Here is a 25,628-nt window from a genome sequence, read left to right on the forward strand (position 1 = left end):
AAATCGCAGAAACCTGCCCTTCTCATTCACTGGACAAGGCTTGGGCGTCCGATAACAATCGAGCCCGTCAACTGTTGTCCCTTTTGAGGGCCTAAAGTGCGTAGATCACCTCGGCGGCGCGCACCGCGGCGGAGGCCCGGTTTTCGACGCCAAGTTTGACGAAGATCTGCTCCAGATGCTTGTTCACGGTGCGCGGTGACAGGCCCAGGATTTCGCCGATGTCCTTGTTGGACTTGCCCTTGGCGATCCAGATCAGGACTTCCGCCTCGCGCTGTGTCAGTTCAAAGCTGCCCTGAAGCGCCTGAACCTGACCGGCTTCATCTTCGGCAGTGACGCGGAACAGGTTCTCATCCGGTCCGACGCGGCCAAGCGGGTGAAGCTGCACTGCAAGGTTTTCCGAAAGTCCCAGCATGAAACTCTTGCGCCGCTCGCCCGAGGAATTAGGTCCGTCCAGCCACTCGCCCAGCGCCCGCCCCAAACGGAAAAGGCTGGTTTCGGCAGCACCTGTCTTTGCCAGCAGATTGTGGATCTGCGGTGTCGACCACAGGACCGCCCCTTCCTGCGATACCGCCACCAGATGGCGGCCGGCTGCATCCAGCGCCACATGGGCGCTTTGAACCGAACGGGCATTTTTGAGATGTACCTTGATCCGCGCCTTGAGTTCATCGACGTCGATCGGTTTGGTGAGGAAATCGACACCGCCCGATTCCAGCGCCTTTACCACATGCTCCGTCTCGGAGAGCCCGGTCATGAAAATAACCGGCACATGCTGAAGCGCGGGGTTTTCCTTGATCTGACGGCAGGTTTCAAAACCGTCGAGACCCGGCATGACCGCGTCCATCAGGATCGTGTCCGGTGTCACCTTGCTGCAGATGTTGAGCGCGGTCTCGCCGCTGGTCGCCACCAGAACGGCGACCCCGGTCTTTTTCAGAGCTTCGGTGACGAAGCCGAGCGTTTCCGGGCTGTCGTCGACCACTAGAACCGTATCGCGACGATCATCCGTCATGTGTTTCCAATTCACTCAAGACGTTTTTGTAAGCATCGAAATCGAACCGGGCGAGATGGACATTCAATGCATCGATCAAGGGCAGATTTTCCGGCGTTTGCGCCAACTCGGTCAGCTTGGCTTCAATGCCTTCCACATAACCGATTTCGGCAAGCGAGATCAGATCGGCGACGTGATCGGCACCTGGCGATTTCAGGGCTTCCTTTCGGGCGGGTTCCCGGCTCCGCTCCACAGGCAGTTCGGTCCACACGACCCCCATGTGCTTCTGCAGAAGGTCATAGAGCTGGCCTATGCCGAACGGCTTGGCAAGGGTCGCCGAATGGTGCGCCGGTCCGTCCGGACGCAATGCCTTGTCGCCGATGTTGGCCGACAGCATGATGATCGGCGCAGTGACGCCTCTATCGCGCAGTTCCGCAGCCAGCTCCCATCCGTTCATTTCCGGCATCAGGATATCGATCAGGTAGAGGTCCGGCCGGAGCGGCTCCACCGTCTCGAGGCAGGCCCTGCCCGTTTCCGCTTCGACAACGACAAATCCGATGGGCTTCAGGATATCGCAGACAAGCGCCCTGTGATCGGGGTTGTCGTCAATCACGGCAACCGTCTTGCGCTCGCCTTCATAGCCTCGCACCTGTCTTTCCAGGCGGATGGTGTCGACGGGCCTGTCGACAGCCGCCAGCATCAGACGCACTTCGAAGGAAGCGCCCTCGCCCGGTTCGCTGGACAGCGCGATGGCGCCGCCCATGGTTTCCGTCAGAAGCTTGGTGATGGTCAGCCCGAGCCCCAGTCCCGGCGTCTTGGCACCGTCCGCGGCCTTGCTGCGGCCGAAAGGTTCGAAAATCTTGACCTGTTCGTCGAGCGCGATACCCGGTCCGCTGTCCGACACCACGAAGCCGGCCACTTGCGAGCGGTAGCTGACGGCAAGCGAAACGGTTCCCTTGGTGGTGAACTTGATCGCGTTGGACAGGAGATTGACCAGGATCTGCCGCAGACGTTTTTCATCTGTGCGCACGAAGACCGGCAGGTTAGGGGCACGGTCATAACTGAAGCCAAGCCCCTTGGCTGCCGCCTGCATGCGGAACATGTCGACGATCTGATCCAGAAACTCGTGGATGTTGATCTCGTTGGAATAGATCTGCAGCCTGCCCGCCTCGATACGGGAAATATCCAGAAGACCATCGATCAGACCCGACAGGTGCTCGGCGCTGCGCCGGATGGTGCTGATGGCAGGCTTGCGGGCTGCCGGCACGCTGTCATCACGCTCCAGCACCTGGGCATAGCCCATGACCGCGTTCAGCGGCGTTCTGAGTTCATGGCTGAGGCCGACCACATAACGGCTCTTGGCAAGGTTGGCCGCCTCGGCATCTTCCTTGGCCTTCTGCAGGGCCGCATCGGTCACACTGTGGGCATCGATTTCCTTCTGGAGCAGCGCATTCTGGCGCATGGATTCCTCTTCGGCGACCCGGCGAGTGTCATGTGCCAGAACCAGGAACCAGCAGGCGATGCCGACAACGATGGCGAAGACGAAGAAGATCAACAGAACCGTCTGGCCGATGATGCCCGTCGGGTCTCCCAGACGGTTCTCCGCCTGGGCATAGATGATCCAGAGCACCAGACCGATTGCCGCATTCGACAGGACCGAGATGAAGGCGTAGCGCCCCAACCGGGATTGCAGGAAATCCATCGCCCTTTCCGGCAGAACCCGGCCCGCGACGGTACCGACCTGATAGGAAAGCCGCGCCTTCGGTTTGCAACTGTCGTGACAGCGAGCATCGAGCGAACAGCACAGTGAACAGATCGGCGACTGATAGGCCGGGCAATAGGCCATGTCCTCCGGCTCGAACGGGTTTTCGCAGATCGAGCAAGCGATGTGCTCCTTCGACTGCCAGCTCTGGCGCGGTTTGCGGGCCAGATAGAACCGTCCCCTGGTCGCATAGGCGATCAGGGGAGCCGCGACGAAGGCGATGGCCATGGCGAGGAAGGTGGCCAGAGCCTCGGCAGTCTCGCCGAACTCGCCGAAATGGGCTGCAAGAGCAAGGCCCGCAGCCAGAAGCATTGCACCGGTGCCGACCGGGTTGACGTCATAAAGATGCGCGCGCTTGAATTCGATGCCCGGTGGCGACAGACCAAGCGGCTTGTTGATGAAAAGATCCGCCGAAATGGCGGAGAGCCAGGCCATCGCAATAATGGAAAATACGCCGAGGGTTTCTTCCAGCAGCCGGTAAATGCCGAGTTCCATCAACAACAGGGCAATGCCGACATTGAAGACCAGCCAGACCACACGCCCCGGATGGGAATGGGTGAGGCGCGAGAAGAAGTTCGACCAGGCGAGCGACCCCGCATAAGCGTTCATCACGTTAATCTTGAGCTGCGCCACCACCACGAAGGCCGCCATCAGCAGAAGGACCACCGTTTCGTTCGGGATCATGTACCCAAACGCGATTGCATACATGCGCGAGGGTTCGTCGGCATGCTGAACCGGAACACCGTGCGACAGCACAAGCACTGCCAGAAAGGAGCCGGCTATCATCTTCGGAGCACCGAGAACGACCCAGCCAGGCCCGGCCAGAAATAGGGCAAGCCTGTGCCTGCGGCGGGCAAAATCCTGCGCAGGCAGAAACCTGAGAAAATCCACCTGTTCGCCGATCTGGGCCATCAAGGCCAGGATGACCGCAGACGCCGCACCGAAGCTGACCAGGTTGATGCTGTCCCAGCCCCCCACTGTCGTGCGCGGGGCCTGTGTGACCGGGTCGATGCCGGAAAAGGTCAGCCATTCGCCGACGGCCCGCCAGTCCGTAAAGGCAATGAAGATGAACGGCAGGATGTTCAGAATGATCCAGAAGGGCTGGGTCGCGAGCTGAAAACGGCTGATCCAGGTAATGCCGTGGGTGACCAGCGGAATGACCGCGACCGCGCTGATGACATACCCAAGCCACAGCGGCACACCGAAGGCGAATTCCAGCGCGCTCGACATAATGGAGGCTTCAATCGCAAAGAGAATGAAGGTGAAGCTGGCGTAGATCAGCGAGGTGACCGTCGATCCGATGTAGCCGAACCCGGCGCCGCGCGTCAGCAGATCGATATCGACGCCGTAACGCATGGCGTAGCGGCTGATCGGCAGACCGACAATCAACAGCACCAGGCTGCCAACCAGAATGGCCAGAAACGCATTGGCCGTGCCGTGGGACAGGGTGATCGCCCCGCCGATGGCTTCCAGCGCCAGAAAGGAGATTGCGCCAATGGCCGTCTGCGAAATGGCCCGGGAGGAAAAACGGCGTGCGCTCTTGGCCGTGAACCTGAGCGCATAGTCTTCCAGGGTCTGGTTATTGACCCATTTGTTGTACTGACGCCGGACCGGCAGGATGCGTTGGCGTGCCCTCACGCGCCCGCCTCCAAACCCGCATCATCCGCCCAATCTTTAGGCATATGACTTATTATTCGGCAAACGCCGTTCTTCATTGCCCGCTTTCCACCCCGTTTTTTATTCAGCCCCTCTCTTCAGCACATTTCATGCCGTCTTCGCTGAAGGAGCGCTCGGGCGCGCTTTCAAGCCGCTTACGTCAATTGACGTATGTTGCGGTGCAGTGATGCCAGTGCACGATCCTTTCCTGACAGCGGCACTCCTTCCAGCCGCTTATCACCGGCCTGGGAACCGGTGACGTCAAGCAAAGGGGAACAACCATGAAAAGCGCATTCACCAAACTTGCACTGGCAGGCCTGATGGCCTCCACGATCATCGGCGGCGCATCCGCCCAGGAAGACACGATCAAGGTCGGCATCCTGCACTCGCTTTCCGGCACCATGGCCATTTCGGAAACCACGCTGAAAGACGCCATGCTGATGCTCATCGAAGAGCAGAACAAGAAGGGTGGCCTGCTTGGCAAGAAACTGGAAGCAGTCGTCGTCGACCCGGCTTCCGACTGGCCGCTGTTTGCAGAAAAGGCCCGTGAGCTGATCGAAGTCAACGGCGTCGACGCCGTCTTCGGCTGCTGGACCTCCGTTTCGCGCAAGTCCGTTCTGCCGGTCTTCGAAGAACTCAACTCGCTGCTGTTCTATCCGGTTCAGTACGAAGGCGAGGAATCCCAGCGCAACGTCTTCTACACGGGCGCGGCACCGAACCAGCAGGCCATCCCGGCCGTCGATTACCTGATGAACGAAGAAGGCGTCGAGCGCTGGGTTCTGGCCGGTACCGACTATGTCTATCCGCGCACGACCAACAAGATCCTTGAAGCCTACCTGAAGTCCAAGGGCGTGGCTGAAGAAGACATCATGATCAACTACACGCCGTTCGGTCATTCCGACTGGCAGACGATCGTGTCCGACATCAAGACCTTTGGCTCCGCTGGCAAGAAGACCGCTGTGGTCTCCACCATCAACGGCGATGCCAACGTGCCGTTCTACAAGGAACTCGGCAACGCCGGCATCAAGGCTGAAGACATTCCTGTCGTTGCCTTCTCCGTGGGTGAAGAAGAGCTCGCCGGTCTCGACACCGCTCCTCTCGTCGGCCACCTGGCTGCCTGGAACTACTTCCAGTCCGCAGACACCGACGCCAACGCCGAGTTCATCGAGGCCTGGCACGCCTACATCGGTGACGACAAGCGCGTGACCAACGACCCGATGGAAGCCCACTTCATCGGCTTCAACATGTGGGTCGAAGCCGTCAAGAAAGCCGGCAGCACCGATCCGGACGCCGTGATCGACGCCATCGTCGGTGTCAGTGTTCCGAACCTGACCGGTGGCTACTCCGCCATGATGCCGAACCACCACATCACCAAGCCGGTGCTGATCGGTGAAATCCAGGAAGACGGCCAGTTCGAAACCGTTTGGGAAACCTCCGGCCTCGTCGTTGGCGATGCTTGGTCCGACTATCTGGACGGCTCCAAGGACCTGATCTCCGATTGGCGCGCGCCGCTTTCCTGCGGCAACTTCAACACCGCCACCGGCAAGTGCGGCGGCTCCGGGTCTTAAGGGGGGAACGGAGCTCGGACGGGTCTTACGAGACCCGTCCTTTTCCCCGGTTTTCCAACCGGAAGGGTTTGCCTGGAGAGCCAGTCTTAGCTCTCCCCTCATCCTCAGGAGGGCCACAAGGTCCGTCTCGAAGGATGGTGGCACCCCTGGAAGCAAGTGGCCCATCCTTCGAGACGCCGCAACGCGGCTCCTCAGGATGAGGTCGTCAGGTGAAAGTTCAAAACACCGGTGGACACGATGTCCTTGATGAGATCCTTCCTACTGCTCCTCAGCCTCGCTGCCAGCCTCCTTGCCGCACCGGCACTGGCCCAAAGCGATCCGGAGACGCTCCGTCCGCTGATCAACGACCTGGCCAAGGGCAAATATTCCGAGACGGAAAAGCAGATCGGGGCGCTGGTCGCGACCGGTGATCCGCAGGTGGCTCCCGCTCTTGAAGCCCTGAGCGACGGCGACCTTTACGTGCGCAAGGCCGATGGCGAGGTCTTTATCATCAAGAAGGCCGGCAAGGCCTACGCCTTGATCGATCCGCTAACCTTGGAAACGTCCGGCGAAGCGGCCAAGCGCGAGATGGAAAAGATCAAGGTCAACAACAAGCTACGCCGAGTGATCCGATCCGCGCTTGGGTCCCTGACCCTGATGGCGCCCGATCCGGCGGTACGGATGGCAGCAGCGGAAGCCGTTTTCAAGGCGAAGGATCCAGACAGCATCGAGGCGCTGGATGCCGCCATTGCAGCAGAAGCAGACGACGGTGTACGCAAGAAAATGGAAGAAGCACGGGCAGCGGCGGTTCTGAACTCCGATTTGGACGAAGCGGCCAAACTTCAGGCGGTCTCGACCCTCGGCACCATGGGCAATCGCGATGCGCTGTCGCTTCTGATTGCCGTGCAATCGTCTTCCGAAGGTGCCTTGCGCGACGCAGCGACAACGGAAATCACCAAGATCGAGAAATCCATCGCGGCCTGGGATGCCGCGCAGAATATCTGGTACGGCCTCTCGCTCGGCTCGGTTCTGCTGCTCGCAGCCATCGGTCTCGCCATTACCTTCGGGGTCATGGGCGTCATCAACATGGCGCACGGCGAGATGGTGATGATCGGGGCTTACGTCACCTTCGTGGTTCAGGAGTTCATTCGCTCCTCCGCGCCAGGGCTCTTTGAATATTCCCTGTTCATCGCCCTGCCGCTTGCCTTCCTCACCTCAGGACTGGTGGGCGTTGCCATCGAGCGCGGCGTGATCCGCTGGCTGTATGGACGCCCCCTGGAAACACTGCTTGCGACCTGGGGCATCTCGCTGGTGCTGCAGCAGGCGGTGCGCTCCATCTTCGGCCCGACCAACCGGGAAGTCGGCAACCCGGACTGGATGTCCGGCGCCTTCGAGATCGGCCAGATGACGATCACCTATAACCGCATGTGGATCATCGTTTTCGCGATGCTGGTCTTCGCCGGACTGATGCTGGTTCTGAAGAAGACACCCTTCGGGCTCTACACGCGTGCCGTGACGCAGAACCGGCGCATGGCCGCCTCAATGGGCATCCGGACACCCTGGATCGACGCCCTCACCTTCGGCCTCGGCTCCGGCATCGCCGGGATCGCGGGTGTGGCGCTGTCGCAGATCGACAACGTGTCGCCAAACCTTGGTCAGGGCTACATCATCGACAGTTTCATGGTCGTGGTCTTCGGCGGTGTCGGCAACCTGTGGGGCACGCTCGTGGGAGCGATGACGCTTGGTGTCGTGAACAAGTTCCTCGAACCATACGCAGGAGCCGTGCTCGGCAAGATCTTCGTGCTCGTCTTCATCATTCTCTTTATCCAGAAGCGTCCAAGGGGGCTGTTCGCCCTCAAGGGCCGGGCAGTTGAAGCATGATGTCCTCTTTTCTCTTCCGCGCCATGGATGCCAAAGCGGGGTTATTCCTGGCCATCATGGCGGCCGTGATCGTTCTCGTGCCTGCCGGCAACCTGCTCATGCCCGAGGGATCCACCTTCCACGTGCCCAACTATGCGGTCACGCTAATGGGCAAATATCTGACCTACGCCCTGCTCGCGCTGGCAGTGGATCTGGTCTGGGGTTATTGCGGCATTCTCTCGCTCGGGCATGCGGCCTTCTTCGCGCTCGGCGGCTATGCCATGGGCATGTATCTGATGCGCCAGATCGGCACCCGCGGTGTTTATGGCGACCCGATCCTGCCGGATTTCATGGTCTTCCTGAACTGGGGGGAGTTGCCCTGGTACTGGTACGGCTTCGACATGTTCTGGTTTGCCGCGCTAATGGTGCTGCTGGTGCCGGGTGTGCTGGCCTTCGTCTTCGGCTGGTTCGCCTTCCGCTCCCGCGTCACCGGCGTCTACCTGTCGATCATCACCCAGGCCCTCACCTACGCGCTGCTGCTTGCCTTCTTCCGCAACGACATGGGCTTCGGCGGCAACAACGGCCTGACCGACTTCAAGGACATTCTCGGCTTCGATATTCAAGCCGACACGACCCGCGCCGGCCTGTTTGCAGCCTCAGGCCTGGCGCTGGTCCTGTGCTTCCTCATCTGCAGGGCGATCACCCGCTCGAAACTCGGCAAGGTGCTGGTGGCCGTGCGCGATGCGGAAAGCCGCACCCGCTTCCTCGGCTATCGTGTGGAGCACTACAAGCTGTTCGTCTGGACCCTGTCGGCCATGATGGCCGGGATCGCCGGCGCGCTTTATGTGCCGCAGGTCGGCATCATCAACCCGGGTGAATTTGCGCCTGCCAACTCCATCGAGGTGGTGATCTGGGTTGCCGTCGGCGGGCGTGGAACCTTGGTCGGGGCAGTGCTCGGCGCCGTACTGGTCAACTTCGCCAAGACCTGGTTCACCGCCGCCCTGCCCGACATCTGGCTATTTGCACTCGGAGGCCTGTTCGTGGTCGTGACGCTGTTCCTGCCGAAAGGGATCGTCGGCACCCTTTCTCAGGGCTGGACGGCCTTGCGGCAGCGGAAAGTTTCCGAAGACTTCGAGGCTGGGTCGGACCAACCGCCAAGCCAGGCGCCGCAGTCGCCCGCTTCGCCAGCCAACGTCAGCCCGAAAAAATCTGCCTCGACCGTTCCGGCGGATGCCGAACCCCAGCCCGCGGAGTAAAGCCATGGCACGATCTTCCAGTCTTCTTTATCTCGACGGCGTGTCGGTTTCTTTCGACGGTTTCAAGGCGCTGAACGAATTGTCGCTGACGATTGCCCCGGGCGAAATGCGGGCCATCATCGGACCCAACGGCGCGGGCAAGACCACGATGATGGACGTCATCACCGGCAAGACCCGGCCGGACAGCGGCGAGGTCTTTTTCAACGGAACCGTGGACCTGACCGGCGAAGATGAGGCTTCGATTGCCGAACTCGGCATCGGCCGCAAGTTTCAAAAGCCGACCGTCTTCGAAAGCCACACCGTGTGGGACAACCTGGAACTGGCGCTGAAGGCGCCGCGCGGGCCTTTCGCGACGCTTTTTCACGTCATTTCCGGAGCTGAAAAGAAACGGGTCGAGTATCTGCTCGATCTGATCCGGCTCGGGTCCAAGAGGCACGAACTTGCAGCCAACCTCAGCCACGGCCAGAAGCAGTGGCTGGAGATCGGCATGCTGCTGGCCCAGGACCCGAAGCTGCTTCTGGTGGATGAACCTGCCGCCGGAATGACGGATGCCGAAACCGCCGAAACCGCTGAACTTCTGAAGGATATCGCCAATGATCACTCGGTCGTCGTGGTCGAGCACGACATGGTGTTTGTGCGCTCCCTGGGTGTCAAAGTCACTGTTCTCCACGAAGGCTCAGTCCTGGCTGAAGGATCACTCGACCATGTCTCAGCCGACGAACGTGTCGTGGAAGTTTATCTCGGACGATGAAGGCTAGGCTTTTGCTCCATCCGTTGTCGTTTCGCTTTTCATCTCGGAGATGACGCTAGCAAACGGAGCAAAGACCACCCACCGCATCGCGATCAGCCAAGGGAAGTCAGCCCATGCTGCAAGTTGAAAACATCGATCTTCACTATGGCGCCGCGCAGGCGCTGAAGAAGGTCTCGCTGAAGGCCGAGACCGGCAAGGTGACCTGCCTGATGGGGCGCAATGGTGTCGGCAAGACCTCCACCTTGCGCGCGGTTGCCGGTCAGCACGGCATCAGCGCCGGCAAGATCCTGTGGGACGGCGAGGATATTTCCTCGTTGCCTGCCCATGCCCGCGCCAAGAAAGGCATTGCCATCGTACCGCAGGGACGCGAGATCTTTCCCCTGCTGTCGGTGAAGGAAAACCTCGAGACAGGTTACGCTCCGATCCCGCGCAAGGAACGCTTCATTCCCGACACGATCTTCGAGCTGTTCCCGGTGCTGAAGGACATGCTGTCCCGCCGCGGCGGTGACCTGTCCGGCGGACAGCAGCAGCAGCTTGCCATTGCCCGGGCGCTGGTGACCCGCCCGAAGCTTCTGGTGCTTGATGAACCGACGGAAGGCATCCAGCCTTCGATCATCAAGGATATCGGCCGGGCAATCTCCTGGCTGCGCGATCAGGGCACCATGGCCATCGTGCTGGTGGAACAGTATTTCGAATTCGCCCGGGATCTGGCGGATGACTATGCCGTCATGGATCGCGGGGAAGTGGTGCTTTCCGGCACCGGGGAGGATTTGTCGGAGACCGAAGTCAGGCGGTATCTGACGGTGTAAGGCGACGGGCGCACTCGCTCGCTCCAACCCCTCTCCCCTCAAGTATCGGCACATCCGGCGTATCCCTATAAGAGGGACTGGCCAGCTTCAGTCACTGCCGATTTGACGCACGGCGCGCAGTTGATAGGGTGCAGGCAAATTGCCTGCCTCTTCACTCACTCAGCCGGACCGTCATGTCACAACCACTTTCAAAAGAAGCCGTTTCCGCAATCACTGCCGCTGTCGACACGGCCTTCGAGAACGAGATTGCCTTCCTGCAAGAGATCGTCCGGGCCAAGTCCCTGCGCGGCGAAGAAGCTGGTGTTCAGCGCATCGTCGCCGACGCGCTTCGCAGCCGTGACTATGACGTCGAAACCTATCCCGTCGACGTGGCAGCGCTGCGCTCCCATCCCGCCTATTCCCCCGCGACCATCGATTACAAGGACACGTTCAATGTCAGCGGCCGCAAGACGCCCGCAGCGAATGGACGATCGTTGATCCTGAATGCCCACGTCGATGTCGTTCCCTCGGCCAACCCGGCGAGTTGGACCCATCCTCCCTTTGCAGCCGTGCGCGATGGCGACTGGCTTTTCGGGCGGGGCGCCGGTGACATGAAAGCCGGACTTGCGGCCAATCTCTTTGCGGTCGATGCCATCGAGGCGGCCGGGTTCAGCTTGCAAGGTCCTCTCGAATTCCAGTCTGTCATCGATGAAGAGGTCACCGGCAACGGCACGGCCGCAGCGATCCTGCGCGGCGCGACAGCCGACGCCGTACTCATTCCCGAGCCGACGGATGAAGACGTCATCTATGCAAATTCCGGTGTGATCAAGTTCCAGATTGCGGTTCAGGGCGTCCCGGCCCACCCCCGCGAGCCGGAGTCCGGCCTCAGTGCCATTGAAGCGGCTTTCCTCGTCATCAACGAACTGAAGGCGCTGGAAGCCCGCTGGAACGAGGAAAAGACCGGGCATCCCGGCTTCGACGGTCTGCGTAATCCGGCGAGCCTCAACATCGGCACCATCAACGGTGGCGAATGGCAGTCGTCAATCCCGTTCGAATGCACCTTTGAAGGCCGGATCGGATTTTATCCTGGCGATGCCCCACAAGACCGGATGGCCAGCCTGGAGGACATGCTGAAGACGCTAGGTGCAAGGGACCCCCGGCTTGAAAAAGCCAACCCGAAGCTGGAATGGACCGGAACCTGCCAGGCAGGATACCTGCTCCCCGAAGGCAGCGACGCCGAAAACACGCTCGCAGACGCTCACAGGATCACATCCGGCACTGCTCTCAACCGGTCGATCATGGCCTGTTATCTGGATGCCGCGCTCTACATGAACCATTGCGGCATTCCCGCCCTCACCTATGGCCCGCTGACGAAAAACATTCACGGCATAGACGAATGCGTCAATCTGCCGTCGCTGAAAAGAGTCACCAAGACGATTGCCCTGTTCACCGCCGCGTGGTGCGGCATCACACCAAAGTAGACTGGCGAAGGGGTACCTATTTTTGCCCCCTCATCGCGCAGGGAGATCTTGTGTTGAGCGCCTCGTGACCCCTGGGGCCCAGAAAATGCTCCCGTTTTTTGCTTCGTTCCACTAAGCTGCGCGCTTGAGACGCGATCGGGCAATTGCAGACGCCTTCTCGAGTCTTGTTTAAAAGTGTTTACGGAGCTGATTTTCAAAATTTCAAACCACACGATTTCAACGATCTGGTCTTTTGCTGCCCATCCATGTAATTCGAGCAGCACATAGCGGGCTTACGGTGATTGACTAACGCCTGAAGACCACCCAGAAGCAGGATATTTTAATATGCGTGTTGCAATGATTGGGACCGGCTATGTCGGTCTGGTGTCCGGAACCTGTTTTGCTGATTTCGGCCATGTCGTGACCTGCATCGACAAGGATGCGAGCAAGATCGATGCTCTGAACAACGGACAGATCCCGATCTACGAACCCGGCCTTCAGGAACTGGTTTCCAAGAACGTTGCCGAGGAACGTCTTTTCTTCACCACGGCTCCGGAAGAAGCGATCCGCGACGCGGATGCGGTTTTCATTGCCGTTGGAACGCCCACCCGCCGCGGTGACGGCCATGCCGACCTGTCCTATGTTTATGCAGCGGCAGAGGAAATCGCGCGTCTGATTAAAGGCTTCACAGTCATCGTCACCAAATCGACCGTACCGGTCGGCACGGGCGACGAAGTGGAAGCAATTATCCGCAAGACAAACCCGGATGCGGATTTCGCCGTCGTCTCCAACCCGGAATTCCTGCGCGAAGGCGCCGCAATCAACGACTTCAAGCGTCCGGACCGCGTCGTTGTCGGAACCGAGGACGAGCGCGCGGTTGAAGTGATGCGAGAGCTCTATCGCCCGCTCTATCTCAACGAAACGCCGATCATCGTGACCCGCCGCCGCACGTCGGAGCTCACCAAATACGCGGCCAACGCCTTTCTGGCGGTCAAGATCACCTTCATCAACGAAATTGCAGATCTGTGCGAGAAGGTCGGCGCCAACGTTCAGGAAGTGTCGCGCGGCATCGGCCTCGACAATCGTATCGGCGGCAAGTTCCTGCATGCCGGCCCTGGCTACGGCGGATCCTGCTTTCCCAAGGACACGCTCGCGCTGTCCCGGATCGCGGCAGACGCCCACTCCGATCTGAAGATCGTCGATTCCGTCATTGAGGTGAATGCGGCCCGCAAGAAGAAGATGGCCGACAAGGTCATTGAATTCATGGGGGGTGACGTCAACGGCAAGACCATTGCGCTGCTCGGCCTCGCCTTCAAGCCCAACACGGACGACATGCGCGAAGCCCCGAGCATCGACATCGTTGCAAAACTACAGGCCGCCGGTGCCAAGATACGTGCCTACGATCCGGCCAGCATGGAAGAAGCCGAGAAGGTGATGTCGGACGTCATGTTCTGCGATGGGCCCTATCATGCCATCGAAAATGCAGATGTGGTTGTAATCGTTACGGAGTGGGATCAGTTCCGGGCGCTTGACCTTGATCGCGTGAAAAATCTGGTTTCTGCACCCAAGGTTGTCGACCTCAGAAACATCTACAAACCCGACTACATGGAATCCCGCGGCTTCGATTACACCAGCGTCGGACGCAGCTATTAATCGGGCACTTTTCGCACCCCGATATTTTAGTCAATGCGAGCGCCGGGCTGACAGTAGCCCGGCGTTTGCTTTTTTAAAAATTAATTTAATTTCACATCACTTTTGACGTTTCCAGATTGCTCACGTCGCGTCACTATGGTAACCAAACCCTTAATGGACAACAATTTTCCTGATCTTGTTAACCACATATTAACGATACAATAGCGATTGCGAACGCCTCCAGACAGGATGCAAAAGCACTTCAAGTGGTCTCGTAAATCAGGTTGAGGCTGGCATATCTTGGCAGACGAAACAGTATCTTACGACGTAGATGATCACGGCCGCGATGCCCTTAATATCGCTGGTTTCGTGACCTGGGGCTACAAGCATACCGACCGGTTCGCGGGGGCGACTCGGGCGCGGCAAGCGGCTCGTCCGGCACGTGGCGCACTGCACGCCGGATTGAAGAAATGCATCGATCTGACAGGGGCCGGCACAGGCCTTCTGCTCCTTTTTCCCCTATTTGTTGTGATGGCGGTTGCAATAAAACTGACGAGCCGGGGACCCGTGTTTTTCCGTCAGTGGCGCTATGGTTTGAACGGCAAGAGATTTGCCGTGCTCAAGTTCCGGACGATGTATGAAGACCAGTGCGACAGCACCGGCATTACCCAAACCGTTGCCAATGACCCTCGCGTGACGCTGGTCGGCGCCTTCCTGCGGAAGAGCAATTTCGACGAACTGCCGCAGTTGATCAACGTGCTGCGCGGGGAAATGTCTCTTGTCGGACCGCGGCCGCATGTGCCTGGCATGCTGGCTGCCGGAAGGCCCTATGAAGAGTTCCATCCCAGATACATGGAACGGCACAATGTTCTGCCTGGCATCACCGGCCTGGCCCAGGTCAACGGCTTTCGCGGAGAAACCAAGGATCCGTACGCAGCCCGTATGCGGCTGGCCTATGATCTTGCCTATGTGGAGCGCCAGTCGGTCGCTCTGGACGTCAAGATCCTCGCCACGACCATCGTGAAGGAATTCTTCAACGCCAGTGGTTCCTGAAGCAGGTCGCAACCGATAGCTTTCGTGCGACACGCTTCATAATTTCATGGACGCAAATCTATTTCCAAAGCCGGCACCCCTTTTTTCCAGGTGCGATCCATACTTCAGCAAAGCTTCCAGTCTGCCTCAACCGTCATCGGCACAGGATCAGCCGTCGGCGCACAGCGTCGCCATCCTTTGCAGGGCCAGGAGATAGCCTTCGACGCCACAGCCGGCAATTACCGCATCTGCCCGGGTGGAAACATATGAAAGATGCCGGAAGCTTTCCCGCTTGTGGATGTTCGAGATATGCACCTCGATCACCGGACATTCACAGGTGTTCAGCGCGTCCAGAATTGCAATCGACGTGTGGGTATAGGCCGCAGGGTTGATAATGATGCCAACCGCAGCTTCCCGCGCTTCGTGAATCCAGTCGATCAACTCATGTTCCGCATTGCTCTGGTGGAACGCGATCTGCAGGCCTGCCGGCTCCGCCGCCGCTTCGCACATCTTCCGAACATCGTCCAGCGTCTGAGCTCCGTAGATTTCGGGTTGCCGCTTGCCGAGAAGATTGAGATTCGGGCCGTTCAGAACATAGATGATTTTTGCCATTGAGTTTTCCCTGGATCTTCACAGACAACTTGCCGCGCTCTGGTGAATTTTACCAAGAAATTCGGTGATTTCCGGCAAAAGATTGTGGACGATTACTATGGGAGGTGATAGCGCGAGCCCGCGTTCTTGCCACGCTCCGCTTCACGCATTATTAACCATAAAACTCCAGTGTGAGAAAAAATCGGCGCATCGGGTAATCATGATCAAACTCCGCGAACGGCTGGACACACTAGAAGCTTTGATGGCAGCCATCGAAGGCTACCATCACCTGCCCATCGATGTTCTTTCCCAGTTCCTTCTTGACCACTACACGGTTGATCTGGATGTGCTGGCGCAGTTTGCTGAAACTGCGGAAAGCGCCAATTCCCAAGGTGCTGCATCTTATCCGGCAAATAACAGGCGCGCTGCGGCACAATCAGCCGCCTGACGCCTTCAAATAGTCTTCCTCTGAAACTATCGCTTAACCGATCGCGGTGAGACCACCGTCGCCTTCGCCACCCTGTTGCGCCGGCTGCTGCGGCTGGCCGGGGCCACCTTGCCAGATTTTCTGGCGATTGCGGATTTCACGCGGGGCCGGACCGAAATAGGTGGCCGTCTTGATGAAATCGCGCGGATGCAGAATCACGCTGGAAACACGCTGATAAAGCGCCTTTGCCGAGATCGGTTTTGACAGCAGCTCATGCACGCCGAGCCGCCGAGCCTCGACAATCCGGCTACGCTCGGTATGTGCCGTTACCATGATGATCGGAATATAGGCGAAGGGATTGTTCGGGCTGCGGATCATGCGCACCATATCCGCCCCGTCCAGGATCGGCATGACCCAATCCAGAATGAGGATATCCGGGTTCGCCCGGTCCATGGCCTCCAGGCCAGACGCGCCGTCTTCTGCCTCGACAATGCGCCGCGCACCGAACCCCTGCAGCATGGTGCGCAGGATGGTCCGCATGTAAGCACTGTCTTCGACCAGCAAGAATGTCAGAGAGGCAAGATCAAGGCTCACCAAGTCCTCCTTGTTTGACTTAACCATTGCCATGAAAGTCTGAACAATGAGTTAGTCCTGCCGTTTTGCGCGGCTCGATCGTCTGCTTATGCGGGATCGACTTTGAATAGTTTCACAAAGGCTTAGAAATTGATTGCAATACAAGAACAGTTTTCACGCATTGGTAAGATTGCGATGAATTAATCTTTTGTACGATTTGAAATTAACGGGACTTTCAATTGTACGCCGCCATCCTTCAGGCACCAAATCGAACCGAATGAGTGGCCTGTTGCAAACGATTGTAAGAACCATGTCCCGTGATACTGACCCGTTCGGGGAAGACGACCCGCTCCCCATGGAGAACGAGCAGTCCGACCTCGCATCACACGCAAAACTGCGAGACAATCTTCTGCTGCTTGCCGGCATAGGCCTCGTCCTGCTGGCCACCGGAATGGCTCTGTCCAACGTCCTTTCCTGACCTGCTCGTTGCTGCCTGTGATCATGCGTTTCAGGCAGAACGTGGTTCCCTGGCACTGAACAGTGCCACACATCCGATCGTTTCCACCGTCACATCGTCAAAGCGCTTGTCGAGTTCTGACCGCAGGACCTCCTTCGTGTCGGCTTCGTTCGAAAAGACGCCTTTTCGGTTATAGACCTGCATCAGTTTGCGGGCGGCACCGGACCTCGGGGCGTCGCCTTGCAGGATGGTGGAACCGAAGACGGTTGCCCCGTCTTCAAGATGCGGGATCGCATGATCGAAAATCACAGCCTTTTCAGCCATTGTGCCCGGCAGGCAATGAAGCACGTAGTTCAGACCTATCGTCTTGAACGTGCCGATATCCTGTGGCCATGGCACCAGTGCGTCTGCCTGAATGGTTAAGGGGTTCAGGCGGGCAATTCTTGCAGCGGCCTTGCCGAGGCAATCGCTGTTGGGATCAAGCAGTGCCACCTTGGGATCTGAAACGGGAAACCGCGCCTTGTCCAGGAAGTAGCCTGTGCCCACGCCGATATCCAGGTGATTGGCGGAAAGATGACGATTGTAAAGCGCGACCAGATGGGAACTCGGGCAACGCCAGATCCAGCGGTTGGACAGCCCCAGGACAAGCGCATCGTAGATGGCAAGCGACGTTCTGGAATAAACGGCATAGCCCGGTTTGTGCGCTTCGGGAAACGATTCCATGCATTGCTCCAATGACCTAAAGGAATGCATGGGGCTAGGCCCACAGAGGGCCAAAGTCAAGATTGCCGGCAATCACTTGCCGGGCAGATCGTCATCGTCAAGGATGCGCCATTTGGCGCCTTCCAGATCGTCATACTGGCCGCTCTTCAGGGACCAGAGGAAAGCGCCAAGCCCCAGCGCTCCCAGAAGCAGCGCGATCGGTATCAGATAGATCAGTACGTCCATGTTGATCTCATTCCGCAGGCTGTTGTTGCGGGGCCCCAGGTACCTCGGTTCCCACATTCCTGTCACCGGCGCCCCAGCGCAACTTGAGCGCGTTTGCGGTAACGGCAAGCGAGGATGCTGACATGGCCGCAGCTGCCATCAACGGCGTGACGAAACCGGCCACGGCAATGGGCACGGCAACGATGTTGTAGACGACCGAGATCCAGAGGTTCTGTTCGATTGCCGCCCGCGCCCGTTTCGACAGCCTGAGCGCGTCGGCCACCGGCTGCAATTTGTCGCCCAGAAAGACAGCGTCTGCCGCCGCCTGACTGAGATGAACGGCCGATACCGGGGACAGAGAGACATGCGCACCAGCGAGCGCTGGAGCATCGTTGAGGCCATCGCCGACCATCAGAACCTTTCGGCCACTGGCCTGAAGTTCTTCCAGGCGCGCAATCTTCTGTGCAGGCTTCATCTCGGACTGCCACTCAGCAACACCAAGCGCAGCCGCACAATCGGCAACCGCAGGCCTGGTGTCGCCGGAGAGGATTTCGAGCGCGTAGCCGCGCGCTTTCAACTCATCAATCACTGCCCTGGCATCCGGCCGCAGTCGTTGCCGGAACGCCAGCAGGCGCGCAGGCTCCGCGCCGAAGCGGATGGCAAGCAGCGACGCTCCCGGGTTCGCTTCCAGGGTGGCCTCGATCTCATCCACCGATGCTTCGCAAAAGAGCGGACTGCCCAGGCGCAGACGCTGTCCGGCGACCATCGTCTCAAGACCGGCCCCGGACGTTTCACTGACGTTTGGCAGGGGCTGCAGCGCGCCTGTTGCCTTGACCAGGGCCGCCGACAATGGATGCCGGCTGGCAAGGGCAAGACGTCCCGCCAGTACAAGCGTTTCGTCGTCTGGATCGATAGAGCTGCACAGGTCAGGCTCGGTAAGGGTCAAGGTTCCAGTCTTGTCGAACAGGATGGTGTCGATGTCCGACAGCCGTTCGATGGCATCGCCGGAATTCAACAGGACACCGCAGCGGAACAACTGACCTGAGGCGACCACCTGCACGGCGGGAACCGCCAGCCCGAGTGCGCAGGGACATGTGATGATCAGAACCGAGATCGAGATGATCAGGGCAGGCTGCCAGTCGAGCCCGGCAAGCAGCCACCCGAGGAACGTCAGTGCGGCTGCTCCATGCACCAGCGGTGCATAGAGACGCGCAGCGCGGTCGGCGATGCGCACATATTTCGATTTTGCCTGGGAGGCAGCTTCCAGCAGGCGATTGACTTCATCCAGCAGCGTTGCGCCGGAGGCCGCCTGCACCCGGACCTGCAACGCCCCTGCCCCGTTCAGCGTACCGGCGTAAACGCGTTGTCCGGGGGCGACAGGCGCCAGCACGCTTTCACCGGTTACAAGGCTCTGGTCGATCTCCGAGACACCGGTTTCGACTATACCATCCACCGGCACCCGCTCGCCGCCGGACACCAGAACCAGGTCGCCCGCGGCAATTTTCGAGAGCGGCACCTCGCGCACGGCTCCGTCGGGATGGATCCGCGCGGCGACTTCCGCCTTGAGCGCGGCGATGTTCTCGGCAAAGGAACGCGTCCGCCCGCGCATGTTGTGATCGAGGTACCGCCCGACCAGCAGGAAGAACAGCAGCATGACGGCGGACTCGAAATAGGCGTGATGCTGGTGCTGAATGGTCTGGACGACTGACAGGGCGACGGCGAGTGTCACGCCGATCACGATCGGCACGTCCATGTTCAACCGGCCGGCGGCCAGGGCATTGAAGGCACTGCGAAAGAACGGGCGCCCGGCATAGGCGACCGTCGGCATGGCGATCAGCGCGGACAGCCAATGGAAGAAATCCCGGGTTTCCGGGGTGATGTCCGTTGCATTGCCCGACCAGACGGAGACAGACAGGAGCATGATGTTCATGCCGGCAAAACCGGCGACCGCCAGACAGCGCAGCAATTGTTTGCCGGTCTTGTCCTGACGTTCCTTCTGGCTGGCAGGATCGAACGGGTGGGCCTTGTAACCGAGCCGCTCCAGCTCGGCGACAATCTCGTCGGCCCCGGTCTGATCCTGTGACCAGTCGACAGCAAGCCGCTGGCTGGTCAGGTTGACACGGGCTGTCCGAATGCCCGGAAGCCGCTTCAGGCCCCGTTCGATTTCTCCCATGCAGGCTGCGCAGGTGATACCGTCGACGGCGAGATCCATATGGACCGCGCCATCTTCGCCCGGTGTCACGAACGCCTGCCAATCACGCTGATGGACCGTCACGGCATTTGCCTCAGTTCTTGACGAAGATCCGGTTTTCGGACCGGAATTTCCGTTCTCCATCCTGTTCGATTTCCAGGATGAGTGTCCAGTTGCCATCGGCAAGGTTTTCGACCGAACCAACATACCGCCCACCGCCATCGGCCGTGAAATCGACCTTAACGTCGGTGTCGTCATGAACCGGATTGCGCATCAGGGCATGGAGCGCCACCCCATAGAGCGGCGTGCCTTGCGCATCCTTGGCCGTGACGACCAGCTTGCCGTCCTGATCGCTGGTGCGGGTAAATTCGCTCGACACCTGCCAGTTCAGTTCCGCCTGGGCTTTCGCCGCCGCGATTTCCTCGTTGTAGGCCTGGCCAGCCTCATAGGAACTTTCCACCACCACGCCCGGGAATGACCCGAGCGCGAGATAGATGAAGATCGCATTGGCGGTAAAGACCACCCCGAAGAAACCCAGAAGCCAGGCAAGGACCGTCTTTCCGGAAATCGCCTTGGGATCCTTCATGTTCGATTGAACCATCGTCATTCCTTGCTCCTCAAGGTTTTTGCGGTGCCTTGAACGTATCCTTGGCCGTCACGACCTCGCCCATCACGCTTTCGGTGATGCGGAAGGTGACCGGCGTCGAATGCGGCATCTTCGCCCAGGGCGGAGAGGTCACGAGAATACGAACTTCACGCGTGGTGTCCGGGCCGACAGAGATGATCGGACGGCCGGCGAAAGTGTCTTCGGTGCCAACGGCTTCGACCATCGTGTTTGCAGGCATACCCTCCACATGCAGCATGAAGTGGCGCTCGTGGCGGCGCTTGTTGGACAGGCGCACGGTATAGCCGTTGCGCACTGAACCGTCGGACTGTTCGACGAACACCGGGTTCCTGTCGTGCAGAACGCTGATGTCGGCGAAATCGCGGTTGAGCAGCGCAAACAGCATGATGCCGCAGACCACGGCAATGATGCCGACATAGAGAACCGTCCGCGGGCGAACGATCTCGTAGACCGATTCCTTGCCCTCCAGCCGGCGCTGGATGTTTTCGTCCGTGTCGTAGCCGATCAGACCTCTCGGCTTGCCGACCTTGTCCATGACGTTGTCACAGGCGTCGATACACAGGCCACACTGGATGCAATCGAGCTGCATGCCCTTGCGGATATCGACACCGGTGGGGCAGACCTGGAAACACTGGTAGCAGTCGACACAGTCACCAGCCGGCAGGCCCTGCTCGGCGAGTTTCTTGTTCTGCTTCAGGGATCCGCGAGGCTCTCCGCGATCCCAGCGATAGGTCACGTTGAGGGCCTTTTCATCGGTCATGGCTGCCTGGATGCGCGGCCACGGGCACATGTAGATGCAGACCTGTTCCCGCATGAAGCCTGCCAGGAGATAGGTCGTCGTGGTCAGGATGGCGATCCAGATGTAGGCAATCATCGGTGCCTGGAAGGTCAGCAGTTCCCAGACCAGGGTCGGCGCATCGTTGAAATAGAGCACCCATGCGCCGCCGGTCCACCAGGCGATCATCAACCATAGGAAGTGCTTGGTGACGCGCTTGCGGACCTTGTCGAAGGTCCATGGGTCCTTGTCGAGGGCGATACGTTCACGACGATCACCTTCCACCTTGCGCTCGACCCACAGGAACAGGTCCGTCCAGACCGTCTGCGGGCACAGATAGCCGCACCAGACACGTCCTGCGACGGCGTTCATGAGAAACAGCGTCAAGGCGGCCAGGATCAGCAGGCCGGTGAGATAATAGACTTCCTGTGGCCAGATCTCGATAAAGAAGAAATAGGCCCGCCGGGCTTCCATATCGACCAGGACCGCCTGGCTCGGTGCGTCCGGCCCACGGTCATAGCGGATGAAAGGCAGGAAATAATAGATGCCCAGCGTGATGAACAGCAGCGTCCACTTGATCCTGCGGAACAGGCCATGCGTCGCCATTGGATAGATCTTTTTGGCTGATGCAAACCACTCTTCGGATTGCGCGCCCTCATGCGTCTCGGTGTCCGTAGACATACCGCCCGTCCTCTTCAACGCGATCCTGCCCCAATAGGATCTTTTGTAAAATCACTCGCCACTCACAATTAGCAGCGAGTGCTCAAAATAAACCGGCGCAAAGCGTCACACTTTGCGCCGGATCAAATCGTTCAGGCTATCTGGCGCATTTGTCGCACCAGATCCGCAGGAATTACTGCCCGCCCCCGAAGGAGTGGACGTAGACCGTCAGAGACTTGATGGTTGCCGGGTCGAGACGGTCGACCCAGGCAGGCATCACGCCGTTGCGCGGATTGTTGATCTGCGCCTTGATGTCGTCCAGAGACTTGCCATAGAGGTAGTTGGCGGACAGCAGGCTCGGTGCACCGACCTCCTGAATGCCTTTCAGGTCTTCGCCGTGGCAGGCCGCGCAGTTGTCTTCAAAGACAGTCTGCCCTGCTGCCAGATCGACGCCTTCTTCGGTCTCAAGCCCTGCGCGGGATGCGACGAAGTTGGCAACCTGGTTGATCTCGTCGCGGCTCAGCAGTTCGTCGCGGCCGAAGGCAGGCATTTCGCCGATGCGGGCTTCGTCATGGCCGGACCGGATACCGAATTCCAGAGTGGTGTGGATGTCATCCAGCGTTCCACCCCAGATCCAGGTATCGTCCTGCAGGTTTGGAAAACCTTCCGCACCCGTACCGCCGGAACCGTGGCACGGTGCACAGTTGTCGCCGAAAGCTGCCTGGCCGTTGGCCCGGGCAAATTGCAGCAGCTCCTGGTCCGTGGAGATATCCTCGAGCGAGGCTGCCACGATCTTGTCGGCGAAGACCGACCGGTCGGAGATGCCCTTGTCATAGGCTGCGATCGCCTCGGTCCGCTGGTTGGCGCCCAGCACACCGGTGGTGTAGCTGGAAATCAGCGGCCAGGATGGGTAGAGCACCCAGTAGATCACGGCCCAGACAATGCAGGCATAGAACAGATACAGCCACCATTTCGGCAGTGGGTTGTTCAGTTCTTTCAGACCGTCCCATTCGTGGCCGGTGGTTTCGACCCCGGAAATATGGTCGACTTCCTTGTGATGTGTGTCTGCCATGGATCAGTCCTCCCGGAACGGGATTTGAGCAGCGTCGTCGAACTTTTTCCGGTTCTTCGGCCACAGTGCGTAGGCCAGAACGACGCCAAACAGGATCATGAAGTAGAGTAGGCCCCAGGTTTGAGCGAAGCCTGCGAATGCGGAGTATGTCTCGTTCATCGCCCTTACCTCGCGTTTGCCTTGTCGTCATAGATCGAGAAATCGACCATGGTCCCGAGAACCTGCAGATAGGCGATAAGCGCGTCCATCTCGGTGACTTCTCTCGGGTTGCCGTCGAAATCGCGGATCGTGGCGCTCGGCCAGCGTTCCTCGAAGCCATCGGCAGCTTCGGTGTCCGGTTTCGCCTGACCGAGGATGTCAGATGCGGCATTTGCGATCTGTTCTTCGGTGTAAGGCACGCCGACCACGGTGTTGACCGACAGGTGAGCCTCAATGTCCCGGGTGTTCAGGCGGTTTTCAGCCAGGAACGGATAGCCCGGCATGATGGAGGCGGGAACCAGCGCGCGCGGGTCCTTCAGGTGCTCCACATGCCAGTCGTCGGAGTATTTGCCACCGACGCGAGCCAGATCCGGGCCGGTCCGCTTGGACCCCCACTGGAACGGATGGTCGTACATCGACTCCGCTGCCAGCGAGAAATGGCCATAGCGTTCCATTTCGTCGCGCATCGGACGCACCATCTGCGAATGGCACAGATAGCACCCCTCGCGGATGTAGATGTTGCGTCCGGCCAGTTCGAGCGGCGTGTAGGGCCGCATGCCTTCGGTCTTTTCAATCGTGCTTTTCAGATAGAAGAGCGGAGCGATTTCGACCAGGCCGCCGATGGCGACCATGACCAGAATGCCGATCAAGAGAACGAAGGAGTTCTTTTCAAAGACTTCGTGTTTTTTCCATGCAGACATTGTCTGTCCCTCCCTTATTCGGCCGGAGCCAGGGAGCCAGCCGGCGTGGCATCGGCTTCTTCAGCCTCGCCGTGACGGACGGTCATCCAGAGATTGTAGGCCATGATCACAGCGCCGAGCAGGAAGAGCCCACCGCCAAGAGCACGGATGATGTAGAAGGGATGCATCGCCTCGACGGTTTCCACGAAGGAGTATTCCAGGAAGCCGAGCTGATCGTAGGCACGCCACATCAGGCCCTGCATGATACCGGACACCCACATCGCGGTGATGTAGAGAACGATACCGATCGTGGACAGCCAGAAGTGCAGGTTCACCAGCTTCAAAGAGTAAAGCTGACGCTTGTTCCACAACCACGGGATCAGGCAGTAGATCGCGCCGAAGGAGATGTAGCCAACCCAGCCCAGAGCGCCGGAGTGCACGTGGCCAATGGTCCAGTCGGTGTAGTGCGACAGGGAGTTGACCGAGCGCAGGCTCATCAGCGGACCTTCGAAGGTGGACATGCCGTAGAAGGCGACCGAAACCACCATCATACGCAGGACCGGATCGGTCCGCAGCTTGTCCCAGGCGCCCGAAAGCGTCATCAGACCGTTGATCATGCCACCCCAGGACGGCATCCACAGGATGATGGAGAAGGTCGCACCCAGCGTTGACGCCCACTGCGGCAGAGCCGTGTAGTGGAGGTGGTGCGGACCTGCCCAGATGTAGATAAAGATCAGCGCCCAGAAGTGCACGATGGACAGACGGTAGGAATAGACCGGCCGCTCTGCGCGCTTCGGGATGAAGTAATACATGATGGCCAGGAAGCCGGCGGTCAGGAAGAAGCCCACCGCATTATGGCCGTACCACCACTGCACCATGGCGTCCTGAACACCCGACCAGACGATGTAGGACTTGGTCGAGTAGATCGAGACCGGAATGGTCAGGTTGTTGGTGATGTGCAGCATGGCAATCGTGACGATGAACGCCAGATAGAACCAGTTGGCCACATAGATATGCGGTTCCTTGCGCTTCCACAGCGTGCCCAGGAACAGCAGCAGGTAGAAGACCCAGACGATGGTCAGCCAAAGGTCGGCATACCATTCCGGTTCCGCATATTCCTTGCTCTGCGTCGCACCGAGCAGATAGCCCGTTCCCGCGATCACGATGAAGGCGTTATAGCCCAGGATCACGAACCAGGGCAGGATCTTGCCCGGCATGCGGACACGGCTGGTGCGCTGGACCACATACATGGACGTTGCCAGAAGCACGTTGCCGCCAAAGGCGAAGATCACCGCGGAGGTGTGCAGCGGGCGAAGCCGTCCGAAGTTGGTCCAGGGCAGATCGAAGTTCAGCGCCGGCCAGGCCAGCTGAAGAGCGATGATCAAACCGACCGTGAAACCGGCGATGCCCCAGAACATTGCCGCGACCGCACCGAACTTGATCGGCCCGATGTTGTAGTTGGGTTTGCCGTCAATTTCGGCCGGAATCGGTTCCCCGCCGTCATCGAAGTAGTTCTTGAAAATCAGAAACACACTGACGGCGGCGAACAACGCGCCTATGCCAGCGTGGAATGCCATGACCTGATCGAATGTCTTGCCTGCCACGATGATGCAGGCAAACGCAAGCAGCACAAGGAAGACGGCGAAGCCGCCTTCCTCGAGCGAGATCATTTTGGCCTTGTTTTGTGCCATTTTAGCGCCCCAGTCTTGAAATCGTTACAAGG

23 protein-coding genes are annotated in these 25,628 nt (G+C 59.3%); 10 read left to right on the plus strand and 13 right to left on the minus strand.

Features of this window, described 5'->3' with window-relative positions:
- Window positions 1-91 precede the first annotated feature (91 nt).
- The gene (locus V1T76_RS01130; protein ID WP_330558781.1) at window positions 92-1,006 is read right to left on the minus strand and encodes a response regulator transcription factor; all 915 of its coding nucleotides are present in this window, start codon (window positions 1,004-1,006) and stop codon (window positions 92-94) included.
- Window positions 996-4,385 (minus strand): hybrid sensor histidine kinase/response regulator, encoded by a 3,390-nt coding sequence (locus V1T76_RS01135; protein ID WP_330558782.1) that lies wholly within the window; start codon window positions 4,383-4,385, stop codon window positions 996-998. The genes V1T76_RS01130 and V1T76_RS01135 overlap by 11 nt, the downstream gene beginning before the upstream one ends.
- Before the next feature lie 299 nt (window positions 4,386-4,684).
- On the opposite strand from V1T76_RS01135, the gene urtA reads away from it, so the two are divergent.
- The 8 genes from urtA to V1T76_RS01175 all read left to right on the plus strand — a co-directional run bounded on the left by urtA (window position 4,685) and on the right by V1T76_RS01175 (window position 14,750).
- Window positions 4,685-5,971 carry an urea ABC transporter substrate-binding protein gene (gene urtA, locus V1T76_RS01140; protein WP_330558783.1) on the plus strand — a complete coding sequence of 429 codons (1,287 nt, stop codon included), beginning with the start codon at window positions 4,685-4,687 and terminating at the stop codon, window positions 5,969-5,971.
- A gap of 237 nt (window positions 5,972-6,208) precedes the next feature.
- On the plus strand, window positions 6,209-7,831 hold the full coding sequence (urtB, locus tag V1T76_RS01145; RefSeq protein ID WP_330558784.1) for an urea ABC transporter permease subunit UrtB: 1,623 nt from the start codon (window positions 6,209-6,211) through the stop codon (window positions 7,829-7,831).
- A complete protein-coding gene (urtC, locus tag V1T76_RS01150) occupies window positions 7,828-9,066 on the plus strand; it encodes an urea ABC transporter permease subunit UrtC (RefSeq protein ID WP_330558785.1) in 1,239 nt (412 codons plus the stop codon). The genes urtB and urtC overlap by 4 nt, the downstream gene beginning before the upstream one ends.
- Before the next feature lie 4 nt (window positions 9,067-9,070).
- On the plus strand, window positions 9,071-9,817 hold the full coding sequence (gene urtD, locus V1T76_RS01155) for an urea ABC transporter ATP-binding protein UrtD (protein WP_330558786.1): 747 nt from the start codon (window positions 9,071-9,073) through the stop codon (window positions 9,815-9,817).
- A gap of 113 nt (window positions 9,818-9,930) precedes the next feature.
- Complete coding sequence (urtE, locus tag V1T76_RS01160; RefSeq protein WP_330558787.1) at window positions 9,931-10,626, plus strand: urea ABC transporter ATP-binding subunit UrtE; 696 nt, start codon at window positions 9,931-9,933, stop codon at window positions 10,624-10,626.
- A gap of 173 nt (window positions 10,627-10,799) precedes the next feature.
- Window positions 10,800-12,086, plus strand: coding sequence for an ArgE/DapE family deacylase (locus tag V1T76_RS01165; protein WP_330558788.1), 1,287 nt, complete (start codon window positions 10,800-10,802; stop codon window positions 12,084-12,086).
- Window positions 12,087-12,410: 324 nt separating this feature from the next.
- Window positions 12,411-13,718 carry a UDP-glucose dehydrogenase family protein gene (locus V1T76_RS01170; protein ID WP_330558789.1) on the plus strand — a complete coding sequence of 436 codons (1,308 nt, stop codon included), beginning with the start codon at window positions 12,411-12,413 and terminating at the stop codon, window positions 13,716-13,718.
- 279 nt (window positions 13,719-13,997) lie between these two features.
- Entirely contained in the window at window positions 13,998-14,750 is a 753-nt protein-coding gene (locus V1T76_RS01175; RefSeq protein ID WP_330558790.1) for a sugar transferase, read from the plus strand.
- Between the two features lie 147 nt (window positions 14,751-14,897).
- Here the strand turns inward: V1T76_RS01175 and aroQ are convergent, their stop codons facing one another.
- Window positions 14,898-15,341: a type II 3-dehydroquinate dehydratase gene (gene aroQ / locus V1T76_RS01180; protein WP_330558791.1), complete on the minus strand. Its 444-nt coding sequence runs from the start codon at window positions 15,339-15,341 to the stop codon at window positions 14,898-14,900.
- 64 nt (window positions 15,342-15,405) lie between these two features.
- Between aroQ and V1T76_RS01185 the strand changes: the two genes are divergently transcribed.
- Window positions 15,406-15,768: a hypothetical protein gene (locus V1T76_RS01185; protein WP_330558792.1), complete on the plus strand. Its 363-nt coding sequence runs from the start codon at window positions 15,406-15,408 to the stop codon at window positions 15,766-15,768.
- 33 nt (window positions 15,769-15,801) lie between these two features.
- Here the strand turns inward: V1T76_RS01185 and V1T76_RS01190 are convergent, their stop codons facing one another.
- Window positions 15,802-16,368 (minus strand): response regulator, encoded by a 567-nt coding sequence (locus tag V1T76_RS01190; RefSeq protein WP_442970080.1) that lies wholly within the window; start codon window positions 16,366-16,368, stop codon window positions 15,802-15,804.
- Window positions 16,369-16,630: 262 nt separating this feature from the next.
- Between V1T76_RS01190 and V1T76_RS01195 the strand changes: the two genes are divergently transcribed.
- Window positions 16,631-16,798 (plus strand): hypothetical protein, encoded by a 168-nt coding sequence (locus V1T76_RS01195; RefSeq protein ID WP_330558794.1) that lies wholly within the window; start codon window positions 16,631-16,633, stop codon window positions 16,796-16,798.
- A gap of 30 nt (window positions 16,799-16,828) precedes the next feature.
- Here the strand turns inward: V1T76_RS01195 and V1T76_RS01200 are convergent, their stop codons facing one another.
- The 9 genes from V1T76_RS01200 to ccoN all read right to left on the minus strand — a co-directional run bounded on the left by V1T76_RS01200 (window position 16,829) and on the right by ccoN (window position 25,596).
- Entirely contained in the window at window positions 16,829-17,500 is a 672-nt protein-coding gene (locus V1T76_RS01200) for a methyltransferase domain-containing protein (protein WP_330558795.1), read from the minus strand.
- A 72-nt stretch (window positions 17,501-17,572) separates the two neighbouring features.
- Window positions 17,573-17,725, minus strand: coding sequence for a cbb3-type cytochrome oxidase assembly protein CcoS (gene ccoS, locus V1T76_RS01205; RefSeq protein ID WP_006933680.1), 153 nt, complete (start codon window positions 17,723-17,725; stop codon window positions 17,573-17,575).
- 7 nt (window positions 17,726-17,732) lie between these two features.
- Window positions 17,733-19,979: a heavy metal translocating P-type ATPase gene (locus tag V1T76_RS01210; protein ID WP_330558796.1), complete on the minus strand. Its 2,247-nt coding sequence runs from the start codon at window positions 19,977-19,979 to the stop codon at window positions 17,733-17,735.
- A gap of 10 nt (window positions 19,980-19,989) precedes the next feature.
- On the minus strand, window positions 19,990-20,502 hold the full coding sequence (locus V1T76_RS01215; RefSeq protein ID WP_330558797.1) for a FixH family protein: 513 nt from the start codon (window positions 20,500-20,502) through the stop codon (window positions 19,990-19,992).
- A 10-nt stretch (window positions 20,503-20,512) separates the two neighbouring features.
- Window positions 20,513-21,976 (minus strand): cytochrome c oxidase accessory protein CcoG, encoded by a 1,464-nt coding sequence (ccoG, locus tag V1T76_RS01220; RefSeq protein WP_330558798.1) that lies wholly within the window; start codon window positions 21,974-21,976, stop codon window positions 20,513-20,515.
- Window positions 21,977-22,148: 172 nt separating this feature from the next.
- The gene (gene ccoP / locus V1T76_RS01225) at window positions 22,149-23,027 is read right to left on the minus strand and encodes a cytochrome-c oxidase, cbb3-type subunit III (protein ID WP_330558799.1); all 879 of its coding nucleotides are present in this window, start codon (window positions 23,025-23,027) and stop codon (window positions 22,149-22,151) included.
- Between the two features lie 3 nt (window positions 23,028-23,030).
- On the minus strand, window positions 23,031-23,186 hold the full coding sequence (locus V1T76_RS01230; protein WP_006933670.1) for a cbb3-type cytochrome c oxidase subunit 3: 156 nt from the start codon (window positions 23,184-23,186) through the stop codon (window positions 23,031-23,033).
- 5 nt (window positions 23,187-23,191) lie between these two features.
- A complete protein-coding gene (gene ccoO / locus V1T76_RS01235) occupies window positions 23,192-23,926 on the minus strand; it encodes a cytochrome-c oxidase, cbb3-type subunit II (protein ID WP_330558801.1) in 735 nt (244 codons plus the stop codon).
- Window positions 23,927-23,940: 14 nt separating this feature from the next.
- The gene (ccoN, locus tag V1T76_RS01240; RefSeq protein WP_330558802.1) at window positions 23,941-25,596 is read right to left on the minus strand and encodes a cytochrome-c oxidase, cbb3-type subunit I; all 1,656 of its coding nucleotides are present in this window, start codon (window positions 25,594-25,596) and stop codon (window positions 23,941-23,943) included.
- Window positions 25,597-25,628 lie beyond the last annotated feature (32 nt).

Origin of the sequence: Roseibium sp. FZY0029, from assembly GCF_036350355.1 — a bacterium.
Lineage (GTDB): Bacteria > Pseudomonadota > Alphaproteobacteria > Rhizobiales > Stappiaceae > Roseibium.